General features: G+C 70.7%; 14 protein-coding genes. 7 read left to right on the top strand and 7 right to left on the bottom strand.

Annotation, left to right across the window (positions count from 1 at the left end; genetic code table 11):
- Positions 1 to 30: 30 nt before the first annotated feature.
- The 3 genes from IG04_RS0128570 to IG04_RS0128560 form a co-directional block, all read right to left on the bottom strand.
- Positions 31 to 957 (bottom strand): hypothetical protein, encoded by a 927-nt coding sequence (locus IG04_RS0128570; protein ID WP_030479828.1) that lies wholly within the window; start codon positions 955 to 957, stop codon positions 31 to 33.
- 135 nt (positions 958 to 1,092) lie between these two features.
- Positions 1,093 to 2,409 carry a cytochrome P450 gene (locus tag IG04_RS0128565; RefSeq protein WP_051770870.1) on the bottom strand — a complete coding sequence of 439 codons (1,317 nt, stop codon included), beginning with the start codon at positions 2,407 to 2,409 and terminating at the stop codon, positions 1,093 to 1,095.
- A 132-nt stretch (positions 2,410 to 2,541) separates the two neighbouring features.
- The gene (locus IG04_RS0128560) at positions 2,542 to 3,729 is read right to left on the bottom strand and encodes a GNAT family N-acetyltransferase (protein WP_030479826.1); all 1,188 of its coding nucleotides are present in this window, start codon (positions 3,727 to 3,729) and stop codon (positions 2,542 to 2,544) included.
- 62 nt (positions 3,730 to 3,791) lie between these two features.
- On the opposite strand from IG04_RS0128560, the gene IG04_RS44315 reads away from it, so the two are divergent.
- Positions 3,792 to 4,529: a class I SAM-dependent methyltransferase gene (locus IG04_RS44315; protein WP_051770868.1), complete on the top strand. Its 738-nt coding sequence runs from the start codon at positions 3,792 to 3,794 to the stop codon at positions 4,527 to 4,529.
- On the opposite strand, the gene IG04_RS0128550 is transcribed toward IG04_RS44315, so the two are convergent.
- Together IG04_RS0128550 and IG04_RS0128545 are read right to left on the bottom strand one after the other, a co-directional pair.
- Entirely contained in the window at positions 4,530 to 5,279 is a 750-nt protein-coding gene (locus tag IG04_RS0128550; protein ID WP_030479824.1) for a DUF899 family protein, read from the bottom strand. It lies immediately after the preceding gene.
- A gap of 85 nt (positions 5,280 to 5,364) precedes the next feature.
- Positions 5,365 to 6,969, bottom strand: a complete 1,605-nt coding sequence (locus IG04_RS0128545; protein WP_030479823.1) for an ABC-F family ATP-binding cassette domain-containing protein — start codon at positions 6,967 to 6,969, stop codon at positions 5,365 to 5,367.
- A 216-nt stretch (positions 6,970 to 7,185) separates the two neighbouring features.
- On the opposite strand from IG04_RS0128545, the gene IG04_RS0128540 reads away from it, so the two are divergent.
- Genes IG04_RS0128540 through IG04_RS0128520 form a run of 5 tightly spaced genes read left to right on the top strand, consistent with a single transcriptional unit; the run spans position 7,186 to position 12,476 of the window.
- Positions 7,186 to 8,109 (top strand): patatin-like phospholipase family protein, encoded by a 924-nt coding sequence (locus IG04_RS0128540; protein ID WP_030479822.1) that lies wholly within the window; start codon positions 7,186 to 7,188, stop codon positions 8,107 to 8,109.
- A 57-nt stretch (positions 8,110 to 8,166) separates the two neighbouring features.
- Positions 8,167 to 8,742, top strand: coding sequence for a TetR/AcrR family transcriptional regulator (locus IG04_RS0128535; protein WP_159460438.1), 576 nt, complete (start codon positions 8,167 to 8,169; stop codon positions 8,740 to 8,742).
- Positions 8,739 to 10,136 carry an amidase gene (locus IG04_RS0128530; protein ID WP_030479820.1) on the top strand — a complete coding sequence of 466 codons (1,398 nt, stop codon included), beginning with the start codon at positions 8,739 to 8,741 and terminating at the stop codon, positions 10,134 to 10,136. The genes IG04_RS0128535 and IG04_RS0128530 overlap by 4 nt, the downstream gene beginning before the upstream one ends.
- On the top strand, positions 10,133 to 10,999 hold the full coding sequence (locus tag IG04_RS44310; protein WP_051770866.1) for an alpha/beta fold hydrolase: 867 nt from the start codon (positions 10,133 to 10,135) through the stop codon (positions 10,997 to 10,999). Before IG04_RS0128530 ends, IG04_RS44310 begins: the two co-directional genes overlap by 4 nt.
- A gap of 4 nt (positions 11,000 to 11,003) precedes the next feature.
- Positions 11,004 to 12,476, top strand: coding sequence for an amidase (locus IG04_RS0128520; protein ID WP_030479818.1), 1,473 nt, complete (start codon positions 11,004 to 11,006; stop codon positions 12,474 to 12,476).
- Here IG04_RS0128520 and IG04_RS0128515 read toward each other — a convergent pair.
- Positions 12,466 to 13,419, bottom strand: coding sequence for an alpha/beta fold hydrolase (locus IG04_RS0128515; protein ID WP_030479817.1), 954 nt, complete (start codon positions 13,417 to 13,419; stop codon positions 12,466 to 12,468). The genes IG04_RS0128520 and IG04_RS0128515 overlap by 11 nt on opposite strands.
- A 67-nt stretch (positions 13,420 to 13,486) precedes the next feature.
- On the opposite strand from IG04_RS0128515, the gene IG04_RS0128510 reads away from it, so the two are divergent.
- Positions 13,487 to 14,074 carry an XRE family transcriptional regulator gene (locus tag IG04_RS0128510; RefSeq protein WP_030479816.1) on the top strand — a complete coding sequence of 196 codons (588 nt, stop codon included), beginning with the start codon at positions 13,487 to 13,489 and terminating at the stop codon, positions 14,072 to 14,074.
- Here the strand turns inward: IG04_RS0128510 and IG04_RS46735 are convergent.
- Positions 14,061 to 14,231 (bottom strand): hypothetical protein, encoded by a 171-nt coding sequence (locus IG04_RS46735; protein ID WP_157513014.1) that lies wholly within the window; start codon positions 14,229 to 14,231, stop codon positions 14,061 to 14,063. The two genes, IG04_RS0128510 and IG04_RS46735, sit on opposite strands and share 14 nt — an antisense overlap.
- Positions 14,232 to 14,374: the final 143 nt, after the last annotated feature.

Raw genomic sequence — 14,374 nt, 5'->3', positions numbered from 1 at the left:
CGGACCGGGTGGCCTTTTCTCGCGTCGTCATCAGCCCACGGGCGGGGCCATGTCGAACCAGTTGAAGCCCTCCACCAGCTGCGTGGTGGTCGCCGTCGAGCCCGCCGTGGTGAGCTGCCAGCGGGTCACCGTGCGGTAGGTGCCCGGCGTGAGGCTCTCGTCGGTGTCGGTGTCCGGGTTGTCGGTCACCGGGATGTACTCGTAGACGGACTTCTTCGTCAGCGTCGCGTTGACCGTCGCGTAGGCGGACTGCGTCTTCAGGTAGTCGCCAACGCCGTGGTCAGCCGCCTTGGCCGGGTCCATGTACCGGACCTGCACGGTGTTGCCCTTGAACGAACCCTCGACCGACGTCACCGTGATGATGTGGCCGCCGCCGCGCTGCAGGCTGTTCTGCGGACCCGCCGAGTAGCGGCCGTAGACCATCTGCAACGGCCCACGCGCCAGCTTCTTCGCCATGTCACCGCCGAAGTCCGCGTTTCCGTTCGTGCTGATGCCCTCGGCGACCGTGCTCCAGCCCACGTCACGGGCGGGCTTGGTCGCGATGTTCCACGCGGTGCGCAGGTTCGTGAGGTTCGTGCCCTTGCTGGTGTACTTCGCGTCGACGCCGATCCGGCCGACGGAGTTGGTGATGATGTTGTGGTCGGCCGGGTCCTTCGGGTCGAGGTTCTTGACCTTCGTGGTCAGCCACCCGACCGGCGCGTTCCTCTCGTGCGCCCAGTGGTGCAGCACGTTGTAGAGCGAGCTGGGACCGCAGTAGGAGCCACCGTTGTTCTCCAGGCCCGCGCGGTACTGGTCGACGTCGCTGATCCCGCACTGCTTCACCGAGAAGTCCGCACCGGCGAGGTCGGCGACCTTCACGCACGGCACGGGCTGGCCGATGATCGGGTCCGCGGCGGCGACGGCCGGGAGTGCGATGGTCGAGAGGGTGGCGGCGGCGATGATGGCCTGGCGGATCATGGTCTCTACCTTCCGTTCGCGGAATGCGTTGGTAGGTAAAGACTGTTCGAGCGCGAACGCGAAGGCATGAGGGATGGACCCTCAACCCCGGCGGCGAAAAGTTGGGTGTATCAGGCCGTCCCCCACGCGCCTCCGCTAAAGAACCTGCTGGATCGGGCTGGGCTGCCTGCCGAGGTGCATCGGCATCGAATGCAGCCCGTAGACGATCGAGAGTTTGCGGAACGACAGGTCGCCCGGCGCGACCGCGAGGCGCATCTCCGGGAACCGCTTGACGAGCGCCGGGTAGGCGATCCTCAGCTCGATCTTCGCGAGCTCGGCGCCGATGCAGCGGTGTGCGCCGTAGCCGAACGCGAGGTGCTGGCCCGCGGCACGCTCCGGAACGATGACGTCCGGGCTGGGGTACGCGCTCGGGTCGCGGTTCGCCTGGGACAGCGAGCAGGCCACGATGTCGCCCGCCTTGATCTTCGTGCCGGCGACCTCGATGTCGTGTCGCGCGATCCGCAGGAACGCCACCGACACGACGCTGAGGTGCCGCAGCAGCTCGTCGACCAGCCCGTTCACGGCCTTGTCGTCGCCGAGCGCCTGTTCCCGCAGGCCGGGGTCGCGCAGCAGCGCGAGGGTGCCGAGCGAGATCATGCTGGCCGTCGTCTCGAACCCGCCGGTGAGCAGGCCGTCCGCGAGGCCCGCGAGCTCGTCGTCGCCCAGGTCGTCGCCGTGCTTGCGGACGAGTTCGCCGAGCAGCCCGTCGGTCGGGGCCAGGCGCTGGGACCGCACGAGCTCCCGGAAGTAGACGATCGACTCGGACACGGCCGACAGCGACGTCGTGGCCGCGCCGCCGAGGTCGAACCGCGAGACGCTGCGGCGCTGGAACTCCTCGCGTTCACTGGCGGGCACGCCCAGCAGCTCGCAGATCGTGAGCGCCGGCACGGTCATCGCGAAGTGCTCGACGAGGTCGACGGGGCCGTCCTTCATGGACATCAGGTCGAGCTGGTCCGCCACGATCGCCTCGATCCGCGGCACGAGCCGGGAGAGACGGCGCATGGTGAACTCCGGCGTCAGCACCTTGCGCAGCCGCGTGTGCTCCGGCGGGTCGCTGAACCCCAGTCCGCCCGGTGCCTCGTCCGAGAACAACCCAAGCTCGCGCAGGTGCCCGAAGTCGTTGCTGAACGCCGCGGAGTCCACGAGCACCTGCTTGGACGCCTCGTAGCCGGTCACCAGCCACACCGTCACCGGCAGCGGCAGCCGCGTCACCGGCCCGTGGGCCTGCATCCGCGCCAGCTCCGGCACGGGGTCCAGGCCGTTGCGCCGCAGTGGAGCGAGCACCCGCGCGGGCACGAACCAGGACGACTCGAGGTCGAACCCGGTCTTGCTGAGGTGCGCGAGGAACCGTTTCCCCATCCACTCGGTGACGCGCGACCGGACGTCGGTCGCTGACTGCAGAACTTCCCACATGACGCGGCTGTCCCTCCGGCGGAAAGGGGTTACGAGCTGATGATGTCCAACGGAACGGACAATAACGACGTGGCAGTCCGCTCGCGTCATACCTGGGCCTAACGCGCCGTCATACTTTGGTCCAGACATCGATCAGAACCAGTGCAGGCAATGCGGAGGGCGTTCGGCACGGAACAGAGCGTCAGCTTTCGCCGTGGATCCGTGAGCCTGAACATGTCCGGCGCGGACGAGCGTACTGGGCGCCGTTCCTCCCAGGTAGATCGAGCCCAGGTCCCGCACGTCCAGCGACAGGTCCGGAGCACGGGTCGTCTCCACGCATTCGGCCTTCCCGTCCGCGACGGTCAGCAGGTAGCGGTGGTGCTCCCCGAGGAACGGGTCGTCGACGTCGAGCACGATCTCACCGTCGGTGAGCCAGCCGCGCGCGGTCAGCGCCCTCGGCACGTCCAGCAGCCGCACCCAGAGCCAGTCCATGTCGCCGCTCGTCGGGCCCGCGTTGAAGTCCGCGAGCATCAACCGCAACGGGTGCGCTGTCGGGACGTGCTTGAACACCACCTCCGTCACCAGGTCGTGGTCCAGCGCGAACCGGGCCAGCGCCGCGAACACGGCGTCGTCGGCGGCGATGGTCTCGTCGATCGTCAACGTGCCGCCGTCGAGCACGTAGGTGGCGTAGCCGTCCGGGACGCCGTGAGCGTCGCGGTGCACGGCGACGAAGCGCGGCGCCCGCGCGACGGGAGGCATGCCCGCGCCCAGGGCCCACCAGCGGTGCGGCCTCGACAGCGCGCCGGGCTGGGTGCGGCGGTAGCGGTCGTAGATCTCCTCCAGCACCTCGGTGGCCTCGGATCGGAGGAGGACCTCGATCGCCCCCGCCTGCACCTGGGTCCTGAACGCGCTGTGGGCGCGCTGCACGGTCATCCGGTGCGTGAAGGTCGCCAGGCCGTAACCGAACCTGCCGTAGATCCCGCCCTCGGTCGCGAGCAGCACGGAAAGGAACTCGCCGCTTTCCCGCAGTGCGCCGAGTTGGTACCGCATCATCGCCGTGAGGACGCCCTGGCGGCGGTGCGTCGGCAGCACGCCGACCGCGGTGATCCCCGCGGCCGGGGCGAGGACCGCGCCGGGCAACGTGAGCTCGAACGGGTACGAGATGGCGGTTCCGACGGTCCTGCCCGCTGTCTCGGCGACAACACCGCGGTCCATCTCGATGGCCGACCACCAGAGGCCACCGCCGTTCGCGTCCGGGGTCTCGGGGAAGCGCCCCAGCGCCGTGTGGAAGGTGCGGACGAAGACGTCGAGGTCCTGGGCTGTCGTGGAACGGATCTGCACGCGCCACAGTGGACCGGGCGAAACTCGCGAACACAAACGCATTTTCTGGCAATGTCTCCGCGGTGACGAGCGCAGAGGACTTCGACCGCTGGTACGCCGATCGGGTCGGCTCGACGCTGGCCGACGACCTGGTGCGGCGGACCCTCGGCCTCCCGGCGGGCCTCGAGCCGACCAGCCTGCTGGGCGGGCAGGGCCTCGACGAGGTCGTGCCGGCGCTACGCCTGGCGGAGGGCCGGGTGCTGCTCGACCTCGCGTGCGGCCGGGGCGGGTACGGACTGGAGATCGCGCGCCGCACCGGGTGCCGGCTGGTCGGTGTGGACTTCTCCGCCGTGGCCGTCCGGCAGGCCAGGCAGGCCAGTGACGGCGGCGACTTCCGGGTGGGCACGCTGACCGCCACCGGCCTGAGAGCGGGCTCGGTGGACGCGGTGCTGATCGTCGACTCCGTGCAGTTCGCCGAGTCCAAGCAGGACGCGCTGCGGGAGTGCCTGCGCGTCCTGCGGCCCGGCGGACGGCTCGTCGTCACCTGCTGGCAGGCGGCCGAGCCCGGGGACGAGCGCGTCTGGCGCCGCATCCGCGAGCTCGACCTCGCCCGACAGCTTCCCGAGGCCGGCTTCACCGACACCGAGGTCGTCGACCGGCCGCAGTGGCGGGAACGGGAGAAGCGGATGTGGGAGGAGGCTCTCGCCACCGACGCACCCGGCGACCCCGCGATGGTGTCGATGCAGGAGGAGGCGCAGCGCGTCCTGGCGACCTTCGACCAGAAGCGCCGCGTCCTCGCTACCGCGACCAGACCCCGCTGATCAGTGGCAGTGGCCCTGCCGCCCCAGGGTCCGCACGGGCGTCGCACCCGGACGGGTCCACTGCGGCACGGGCCTGCTGTCCTCGCCCCAGCTGGAGTCGCCGTCGGCGTTCGTCCGCCAGAACCACCCCGCCGGTCGTGACTCGGGCCAGCCCTCCGGATGCTGCTCCCACACCTCGCCGCGCCCGTACACGGTCATGTCGAGCAGCGCTATCGATCCGTTGACGCTCTCACAGCCGCGCCCGGTCGTGGAGTAGGTGAGGAACGTGCGGTCGCCATCGCGCAGGTAGCTGGTCAGGTATCCCATGTCGCCACCGGCGGGACCGTCCACTCCGCGCACCGAGTACCAGGGCTGGGTGTAGCCCATGAACTCCACGAACGGCGCCACCTCGTCCCACGCACCGGTGGTCAGCATCGCGAACGAGACCCCGCGCGCGTTGAGGTAGGCGGCGTTGTCGAAGTGCCACGGCATGTGGGTGCAGCCCTCGCACTGCCCCTGGTGCGGCGCGCCGTCCCACCACATGTGCTTGTAGACGACGAGCTCGTCACGCCCCTGGAACAGCTCCACGAACGGCACGGGCCCCTCGGCGCCGACGACCTCGACCTTGCCGTCGAACTCGACCATCGGCAGCTTCCGGCGTTCGGCCGCGATCGCGTCGCCCTCGCGGGTGTGGGCCTTCTCGCGGACCAGCAGCGCGTCGCGGGCCTGCTGCCAGGTGGCCAGGTCGGCGACGGGCGGGCGTCCGGTCATGATCAGTCCTCCGTGGTTGCGTGAGTGTCCTTGCACAACCACGTCGAAGCTGTTTCCGCCGTCTCGACATGTCCAGCTCGGCGCCTCAGTCGTGCGCGGCCAGCTTGCCGCCGTCCAGGCGCAGCCGGCGGTCGATCCTCACCTCGCTCAGGAACCGTTCGTCGTGGCTGACGACGACGAACGCGCCCTGGTACGCGTTCAGCGCGCTCTCCAGCTGCCCGGCGCTGACCAGGTCGAGGTTGTTCGTCGGTTCGTCCAGCAACAGCAGCTGCGGCGCGGGTTCGGCGAACAGGACACACGCCAGCGTGGCGCGCAGCCGTTCGCCGCCGGACAGCACCCCGACCGGCAGGTGCGCGCGGGTACCGCGGAACAGGAAGCGCGCCAGCAGGTTCATCCGCTCGGCCGGGGGCATCGCCGGGGCGAACGCGGCCAGGTTCTCCGCCACCGTGCGGGCGTCGTCGAGCAGGTCGAGCCGCTGGGACAGGTACGCGACCCGGCCGTCGGCCCGTTTCACCTCACCGCTGTCCGGCGTCAGCGAACCGTGCACCACCCGCAGCAGGGTCGACTTGCCGGCGCCGTTCGGGGCGGCGAGCGCGATGCGTTCCGGCCCCCGGATCGCGAGCGAGAGGTCGTCGAACAGGTCCCGCACCCGGATGTCCGAGCCGAGGAACAACGTGCGGCCCGCCGGCACCGCGGTCCGCGGCAGCTCCAGGCTGATCCTCTGCTCGTCCTTCAACGCCCGTTCGGCCTGGTCGAGCTTCGAGCGGGCCGCGCCGAGCCGGGCCGCGTGCGTGCCGTCCGCCTTGGCCGCCGACACCTCCGCGTTGCGCTTCATGGTGCCCGCGAAGATCTTCGGCAGTCCCGCGTTCGAGAGGTTGCGCTGCGCGTTGGACGCCCGGCGCGCGGCACGTTCGCGGGCCTGCTGCATCTCGCGCTTCTCGCGCTTGACCTCCTGCTCGGCGCTGCGGACGTTCTTCTCGGCCACCTCGCGCTCGGCCGTCACCGCCTCCTCGTAGGAGGAGAAGTTCCCGCCGTAGAAGCGGACCTCGCCGCCGTCGAGCTCCGCGATCCGGTCCATCCGGTCGAGCAGCGCCCGGTCGTGGCTCACCACGACCAGGCATCCGCGCCAGTCGTCCAGCACGTCGTGGAGCCGGTGGCGGGCGTCCAGGTCGAGGTTGTTGGTCGGCTCGTCGAGCAGCAGCACGTCCGGCTGCTTCAGCAACTGGGCCGCGAGCCCCAGCGAGATGACCTGCCCGCCGCTCAGCGTGCCGAGCACCCGGTCGAGCGCGAGCTCGCCGAGCCCGAGCCGGTCGAGCTGGGCGCGTGTGCGTTCCTCCAGGTCCCAGTCGTTGCCGATGGTGGTGAAGTGCTCCTCGCCGACGTCACCGGACTCGACGGCCCGGATGGCGCGCAGCACGTCCGCGACCCCGAGCACCTCGGCCACGGTCAGCCCGGCGGTGAGCGGCAGGTCCTGCGGGAGGTAGCCGAGGACGCCCTCGACGGACACGCTGCCCTCGGACGGCGTGAGCGTGCCCGCCACGAGCTTGAGCAGCGTCGACTTGCCGGCGCCGTTCGGGGCGACGAGACCGGTGCGCCCGCCGGGCACCGAGACGGACAGGCCGTCGAACACGGGGGTGTCGTCCGGCCAGGAGAAGGACAGGGACGACACGACGATGAATGAGTCGGACATGGGTGTGAGACCTCAAAGATGTGCCGCGCGCGGACGACCCGCGCGTGTGGAAAAGGGGACGACTGAACAGCCATCGCTATCGATGGCCTGTCACATCCAGGGCTCACCCTGAGATGTCGTCTTCACCCACCAGCACGTCGAGCTCCTCATCGAGGGCGGTTGATCTCACTTCCACATTAGCAGCGTGGCGGAAGGTCCGAAGATAGGGTTTCGGACATGACGGTTCTCGAGTTGCTGCGGGAGCGCAGGCGGCAACAAAGCGTTCCAGGACAACGGAACGACGACGCGCGGCTCGTCCTGCTGGTCGAAGGCGGGAGCTCGCGCGGCGTCTACTCCAGCGGGATGACCGTCGCGATCGAACGGCTCGGGCTGCTGCCGCTGTTCGACGCCGTCTACGGCAGCTCGGCGGGATCGCTGAACGCCGCCTGGCTGCTGTGCGGCCGGGCGGACCGGAGCAGGCACGCCTGGTGGGACCCGGCCGTCATGCGCACCACCATCAATCCACGCCGCGCGTTCAGCAGGCGGCCGGTCGTCGACACCCTGCACCTCGTCCACACCATCTACACGGAGGTCCACCCGATGGGCTTCCAGGAGATCCTCGACAGTCCCGTCGAGTTCCACCCGATGACCACGGACGGACTCACCGGCGAGGCGGTCGACCTGCACGGGTACGTGCGCGACCAGCTGAGCCTGCAGACCGCGCTGCGGGCGTCGACCGCGATGCCGTTCCTCGCCGGCGACCCCGTGACGATCGACGGCCGCCCGTACGTGGACGCTGGGCTGAGCGAGACGATCCCCGTCGGCACGGCGATCTCGCAGGGGGCGACGCACGTCATCGCCCTGCGCACGCGGCGCGAGGACGAGTTCCTGGGCGTGCCGCCGTCCCGTGGCGAACGCTTCGTGTTGTCACGCTGGTTCGCCCGGCACGCACCGGGTGTAGTGGCGAACTGGTTGCGCCGTGAGGAGATCAGGGCCAAGGACGAGGAGCTGCTCGCCACCCACCCGGCCTGCCTGCAGATCCGGCCACCGCTGGGCAGTGCGGTGATCGGCCGCACGGAACGACGGCAGCGCGTCATGCAGGACGCACTGGACGTCGGGGTGGAGGCCGCGGTGAGACACCTGGGCAACGGGCACTTGTGATGACGTGCCGGGACCCCTACGGTATCGCTACAACTTGTTGCGAATTGGAGGGTGCCGGTGGCAGGGCGTCCGCGGGATCCCGATCTCGAACAGCGGTTGCTGGCGACGGCGTGGTCGCTGCTGACCTCGAACGGCTATGACGCGCTGACGTTGACGCAGGTCGCAGCCCAGGCGGGTGCGCACAGGACCGACGTCTACCGGCGTTGGAGCAGCAAGGTGCGGTTGGTGGCGGACGTGCTCGACGGGTACCTGCCGCCGGTGCCGGACCCCGACACCGGCACGCTGCACGGTGACCTCAGGGCGTTCGCGCAGGACCTGGCGGGCGCCTGGGACGAGCCGTGGAACGACGGCCTGGTCGGCTTCCTCGCGGACCTGCGCGGTGACGCCGAGGCCGAGCGGACGTTCCGCAGCCTCGTCGTGCGCCGGTCGCAGCCGCTGGTCGACGCGATCGCACGGGCCGTGCGGCGCGGCGAGATCGCCGAGGTGCCGGAGCTGCCGTTCGTCGGCAACCTGCTGGAAGGCCCGCTGATGCACCGGCGGATGTTCGGTGGCGAACCGATGACGCCCGAGGAGCTCGACGTGGTGACGTGGTCGGTGCACCGGCTCCTCACCGGAACCTCCGTGAAGCCATGAGTCTGCACGAACTCACGGCCGCACAGCAGCTCAAGGCGTTGCGCGCCAAGGAGATCGGCTCCCGCGAACTGACCGAGCACTACCTCGCGCGCATCGAACGGCGCGCCGGGCTCGGCGCGTTCGTGACGATCAACGAGAACGCGCTCGACGAGGCCACACGCGCGGACGAGAGGCTCGCCGGGGGAGACCGGGCGGCGCTGCTCGGACTGCCGCTGGGCATCAAGGACCTCGCCGCGACCGCGGGCATCCGCACGACGTTCGGGTCGGCGGCGCTGGCGGAGTTCGTGCCGCGGGAGGACTCCTGGACGGCCGGGCTGCTGCGGCGGGCCGGCGCGGTCGTGCTGGGCAAGACGAACACGTCGGAGTTCGGCGCGACCTGCTACACCGAGAACGACGTCACCCCGAGTCCGGCCGTGACCCCTTACGCCCCAACGCGTTACTCGAGCGGCTCCAGCGGTGGCGCGGCCACGGCGGTCGCGGCGGGACTGTTGCCCGTGGCGCACGCCAGTGACGGCGCGGGCTCGATCCGCACACCCGCGGCGACCTGCCACCTGGTCGGGATGAAACCGAGCCGCGGCCTGGTGAGCCCGGCGCCCGCCACCTCGTTCCTCCTCGCGAGCACCGAGGGCCCGATGGCGAGAACGGTCGAGGACGCGGCGCTGCTGCTGGACGTGATGGCGTCGCCCGCGCCGGGCGATCTCTACGGGTGGCGCAACGACGGCAGCTTCAGCGCCGCTTTGGACCTCCAACGTCCGCTGAGAGTCGCGATGTGGACGGACACCGGCACCGGCGAGGCCGTCGACCCCCAGGCGGAACTGGCGGTGCGACGGACCGCGGAGGTGCTCACCGGGCTCGGCCACGAGGTGCGGGAGATCCCGTTGCCCGCCCGCTGGGACGAGCCCGTGAGCCGCGCGGTCCTGGCCTGGTTCGCCTACCAGGTGGGTGCCGTGGCCCGGTTGATGGTGCCGCCGGAGCGAACGCACCTGCTGCGGCCGTACTCCCGGCACCTGCTTGCCGTCAACGAGAAGCTGTCCGCCGCCGACGTCGTCATGGCCCAGGCGCTGCTCGCCCGCTACGCCAGCACGTTCCTCGCGGCGGTCGACGACTACGACGTCGTGCTGACGCCCACGACCAACGGCCCGCCGGTCCCGATCGGTTACTACACCGGCGACGAGGCCGACCTGATGCTGAAGTGGTCCTGCCACACGCCGTGGGCCAACCTCGCCGGCGTGCCCGCGATCTCACTCCCGTCGCATGTGGACGGTGACGGGCTGCCGCACGGCGTGCACCTCGTCGGCCGCGCCCGCCGTGACGCCGAACTGCTCGCACTCGCCGCACAGCTGGAAAGCGCGCCGCTGTGGGACGAGCTCCACCCGCCGAGCTGGCACCAGTGAAAGGCCTCGCGATGCTGGAGAAGTTCGTCACGCTCCCGGACGGGCGGGGAATCCGCGCGGTCACGGCAGGGGAGGGTTCCGGCCCGTTGATCGTCTTCGAGGCCGGGATGAGCGCGCCCGGTTCGACCTGGATCCACACCCAGCGCGAGGTGAGCGCCCGCTACCGCACGCTGTCCTACGACCGCGCGGGCTACGGCGGCAGCGACGTCGACCCGCACGACCGCACGCTCGACCGGATCGTGGACGACCTGACCGCGCTGCTCGACGCGCTCGGCGAGACCGAGCCGGTGCTGCTGGTCGGGCACAGCTGGGGCGGCCCGATCATCCGCGTGTTCGCCGACCGGTACCCGCGGCGCGTGGCCGGGATGGTGTTCGTGGACGCGACCCTCGCCGAGATCATGTCGACGCGCAACGCCAAGGTCGCGGCGCGGTTCTTCGGCCTCATGGCGGTGCTGGCCCGCCTGGGAGCCAAGGGGCTGATCAAGCGGCAGACGTTCCGCAACGGCGTCTCGCCGGAGATCTCCGCGGCCGACGTGGAGGTCATGACGAACGACTACGCGACCGTGCGGGCCATGAAGGCGGGCAGCCGGGAGGCGCTGCAGATCGCGTCCGCCCTGCCGGTGATGCGCCGGGTGCAGGCGGCGGGCACCCCCGACGTGCCCACGGTCTGCTTGCAGGCCGGGCTGGTCGAGCGGGGGATGGCCAAGTGGCGCCCGCTGTTCAACCGGTACGCGGCCGACCTGATGGACGCCGTCCCGCGCGGCAGGATGGTCGTCGTCGAGGACGCCGGGCACCTCATCCCGCAGGAGAATCCGGCTGTGGTGCGGGAGATCGTCTTCGGCGTGGCCGAGCAGCTACCTTGAGCCCGTGGACTTCGACGAGTACCGGAAGTACGACGCCACCGGGCTGGCCCGGCTCGTCGCGGACAGGCACGTGTCCGCGGCCGAACTCCTCGCGGTGGCGAGGGAACGCGCCGCGGAGGTCAACCCCCGGCTCAACGCGATCGTCCGGGACGTTCCGGCCGAACCGTCCGGCGACCTCACCGGTCCGTTCGCCGGCGTGCCGTTCCTGATCAAGGACCTCGGCCAGGACTACGCGGGCCTGCCGACCTCGAACGGGTCGCGCTCGCTGAAGGCGCTGAAGGTCGCCGCGCACTCGACCGTCGTCCAGCGCTGGGTCGACGCCGGCCTGGTGATCTTCGGCAAGACCAACCTGCCGGAGTTCGGCGCCAAGGCGATCAGCGAGTCGGCCGTCTGGGGCCCGGCGCGCAATCCCTGGGACCTGGAACGGACCCCCGGCGGTTCGTCGGGCGGCTCGGCGGCCGCGGTCGCCGCCGGGATCGTGCCCTGCGCGGGCGCGAACGACGGTGGTGGCTCGACCCGGATCCCGGCCGCGTGCTGCGGGCTCGTCGGGCTGAAGCCGGGACGCGGCCTCACGCCGTTCGGGCCGGAGACCGCCGAGATGATGCACGGCGCGGCGGTGCAGGGCGTCGTCTCCCGCACGGTCCGCGACACGGCCGCGATGCTCGACGTCATCTGCGGTGGTGAGCCGGCCGGGCCGTACTCGCCCGCGATGCCGCCGGAGTCGTTCGCCTCGTACGTCGGCCGGTCTCCCGGCAAGCTCCGGATCGGCGTGCGGGTGCCGTCGGCGATCAACCCGGACCCGCACCCCGAGGCGGTCGCGGCCGTCGCGTCGGCCGTCCGCGTGCTCACCGATCTCGGGCACCACGTGGAGGAGCTGCCGCAGGCGCCGTTCGACGACGCGGTGCTGGCCAAGGACTTCCTGCTGACGTGGTTCGTGAACCTCGCGTGGAAGGTCGCCGACGCGAAGCGCCTGACCGGTGCGCCGGACGTCGCGTTCGAACGCGACACGCTGCTCATGGCCGCCCTGGGACGGGCCACGAGCAGCGTCGACTACGTGGACGCGGTGCAGCGGCGGCACGAGCACACCCGGCGCCTCAGCACCTACTTCGAGTCCTACGACCTGCTGCTGACGCCGACGCTCGCGACCCCGCCGCCCAAGGTCGGCCAGTTCGACCTGCCGGTGTCGTTGCAACGCGCCACCGATGTGCTGCTCAAGACCGGCACGGCCCGGTTCCTCAAGCACACGAAGATCGTCGACGACATGATCAGGGACAACCTCGGCTGGGTGCCGTACACGCAGCTCGCGAACATCACCGGCCGCCCCGCCCTCTCGCTGCCGCTGCACTGGACGGCGGACGGGCTGCCGCTCGGCGTCCAGTTCGTCGCGCCGCTCGAGGGGGAGGCGTTGCTGATCAAGCTCGCGGCGCAGCTGGAGGAGGCGCTGCCGTGGTTCGATCGAGTGCCGGTCATGAACTGAGGAAACGCAGCAGCTCGGTGGTGACGAACTGCGGATTCTCCTCGACCAGCCAATGTCCTGCCTTCGGGACGTCGAGCGTGCGCACGATGTTCGTCATCCGCGGTGCGGCCGTGCCCTTGATCGCCTCGGCCTGGCCCTCCGCGGCCATGACCAGGGCCGGGGTCTGGACCGGCCGGGCGGCCTCGGTGTCGCGGACGTCCTGGTCGAGCGCGCGGTACAGCTCGAAGCCGTTCGACAGGGCAGAGCTGTAGGTGCGCGCGTACTCGTCGATCTCGTCGTCCTCGAACGGGGACTTCGTCGACGTGCCGCCGAACGCGCTGCCCTGGTAGGAGACCTGCGGGTAGAAGAGCTTCAGATAGTCGCGGACGTCGTTCCGGACGATCGCCTCGGGGACGCTGGGCTGCGAGTGGAACGCGATGTGCCAGCTGAGCGAGCGGTAGGTGCGCGCGTCGATCGCCGGACCCGGTAGCGGCAGGTCGAGGTAGCCCAGCCGGGCGGTGTCCTCGGGGAACTGGCTGGCGTACTGGAACGCGACGGCCGCGCCGAGGTCGTGGCCGACGACGGAGGCGTCCCGCAGGCCGAGCCGGCTGGTCAGCGCGTGGACGTACCGCGCGAGCGTGGCCTTGTCGTAGGCCTTGGGCGTGCCGGTGCTGTCGCCGAGGCCGGGCAGGTCGAGCGCGTAGACGGTGTGGCGTTCGGCGAGCGCGGGCATGATCGGCCACCAGCCGTACCAGGTCTGCGGCCAGCCGTGGATCAGCACGACAGGGCTGCCGCTGCCGCCCGTCACGTAGTGCATCCGCACGCCCTCGACGTCGGCGAACTCGTGCCGGAAGGTCTTCTGGAAGGCCGGGTCGTTCTGGGTGACGGCGGCGTACGCCGGGGTCACCGGGGGCGTCGCACAGGCTGTGATCAGGAGCAGCAGGGCGAGTACGAGGCGTTTCATGCGACCAGCTTGGGTGGAGGTTGCCAGATCTGGCACGAAAACTTGCCAGTGTGGCAAGCTCGGCCTGGTGAACCGCGAAACCGAAGACGTTCTCGACGGGGTGGGCGCGCGGCTGCGGACGTTGCGCCGGCACCGCGGCATCACCCTCGCCGACCTCGCGACGACCACGGGGATCTCCGAGAGCACCCTGTCCCGGCTGGAGAGCGGGCAGCGCCGGGCGACCCTGGAACTGCTGCTGCCGCTGTCGCGCGTCTACGACGTGCCGCTGGACGACCTCGTCGGTGCCCCGCGAACCGGCGATCCGCGCATCCACCTCAAACCGATCCACAAGTACGGCATGACGTTCGTGCCGTTGTCGCGGCGGCCGGGCGGGGTGCAGTCGTTCAAGATGCTCATCCCGGCCGTGCCGGAACCGCTGGAACCCACGCTGCAGACGCACGACGGGTTCGAGTGGCTCTACGTCCTCAATGGACGGTTGCGGCTGGTGCTCGACGACCTCGACCTGACGTTGCCGCCCGGCGAGGCCGCCGAGTTCGACACCTCGAAGCCGCACTGGCTGGGCAGCGCGGACGGCGGCGCGGTCGAACTGCTGATCCTGTTCGATCCCCAGGGGGTGCGCACGCACGTCCACGCCGACCGCATCAGCTCCGGTTGACGCGGTCCGCGCGCGGGCTGAGCGCCACCGAGCCCGCCAGGAGCAGTCCGGCGGCGACGAGCAAGGCGTGCGGCACGAGCAGACCCGCCGCCACCAGCGCGAGAGCTGCCAGATGGAAGGGCCAGGTCCGCGTGCGGCGGGTGGTCGTGGGAGTCATCGGGCGCCTCCAGGGCGGTTGAGGGCGTCTGACTCCACGATCGTCACTTTCGCCGGTTTCGGCGATCCGTCGTGGCACCCAACCGGGGCGCCGTCCGGGCCTCTGATGGCGCCGGTTGTGAGTGTCACGACCCGGCGTGACGA

It is taken from the genome of Lentzea albidocapillata (assembly GCF_000719115.1).
GTDB classification, from domain to species: domain Bacteria; phylum Actinomycetota; class Actinomycetes; order Mycobacteriales; family Pseudonocardiaceae; genus Lentzea; species Lentzea albidocapillata.
This window is presented reverse-complemented; position numbering and strand designations above follow the sequence as displayed.

Excerpts from the sequence above, each read along its gene's own strand:
- IG04_RS0128515 (WP_030479817.1), bottom strand. The coding sequence starts at position 13,419 with ATGAAACGCCTCGTACTCGCCCTGCTGCTCCTGATCACAGCCTGTGCG.
- IG04_RS0128540 (WP_030479822.1), top strand. The coding sequence starts at position 7,186 with ATGACGGTTCTCGAGTTGCTGCGGGAGCGCAGGCGGCAACAAAGCGTT.
- IG04_RS0128545 (WP_030479823.1), bottom strand. The coding sequence starts at position 6,969 with ATGTCCGACTCATTCATCGTCGTGTCGTCCCTGTCCTTCTCCTGGCCG.
- IG04_RS0128565 (WP_051770870.1), bottom strand. The coding sequence starts at position 2,409 with ATGTGGGAAGTTCTGCAGTCAGCGACCGACGTCCGGTCGCGCGTCACC.
- IG04_RS0128530 (WP_030479820.1), top strand. The coding sequence starts at position 8,739 with ATGAGTCTGCACGAACTCACGGCCGCACAGCAGCTCAAGGCGTTGCGC.
- IG04_RS0128550 (WP_030479824.1), bottom strand. The coding sequence starts at position 5,279 with ATGACCGGACGCCCGCCCGTCGCCGACCTGGCCACCTGGCAGCAGGCC.
- IG04_RS0128570 (WP_030479828.1), bottom strand. The coding sequence starts at position 957 with ATGATCCGCCAGGCCATCATCGCCGCCGCCACCCTCTCGACCATCGCA.
- IG04_RS46735 (WP_157513014.1), bottom strand. The coding sequence starts at position 14,231 with ATGACTCCCACGACCACCCGCCGCACGCGGACCTGGCCCTTCCATCTG.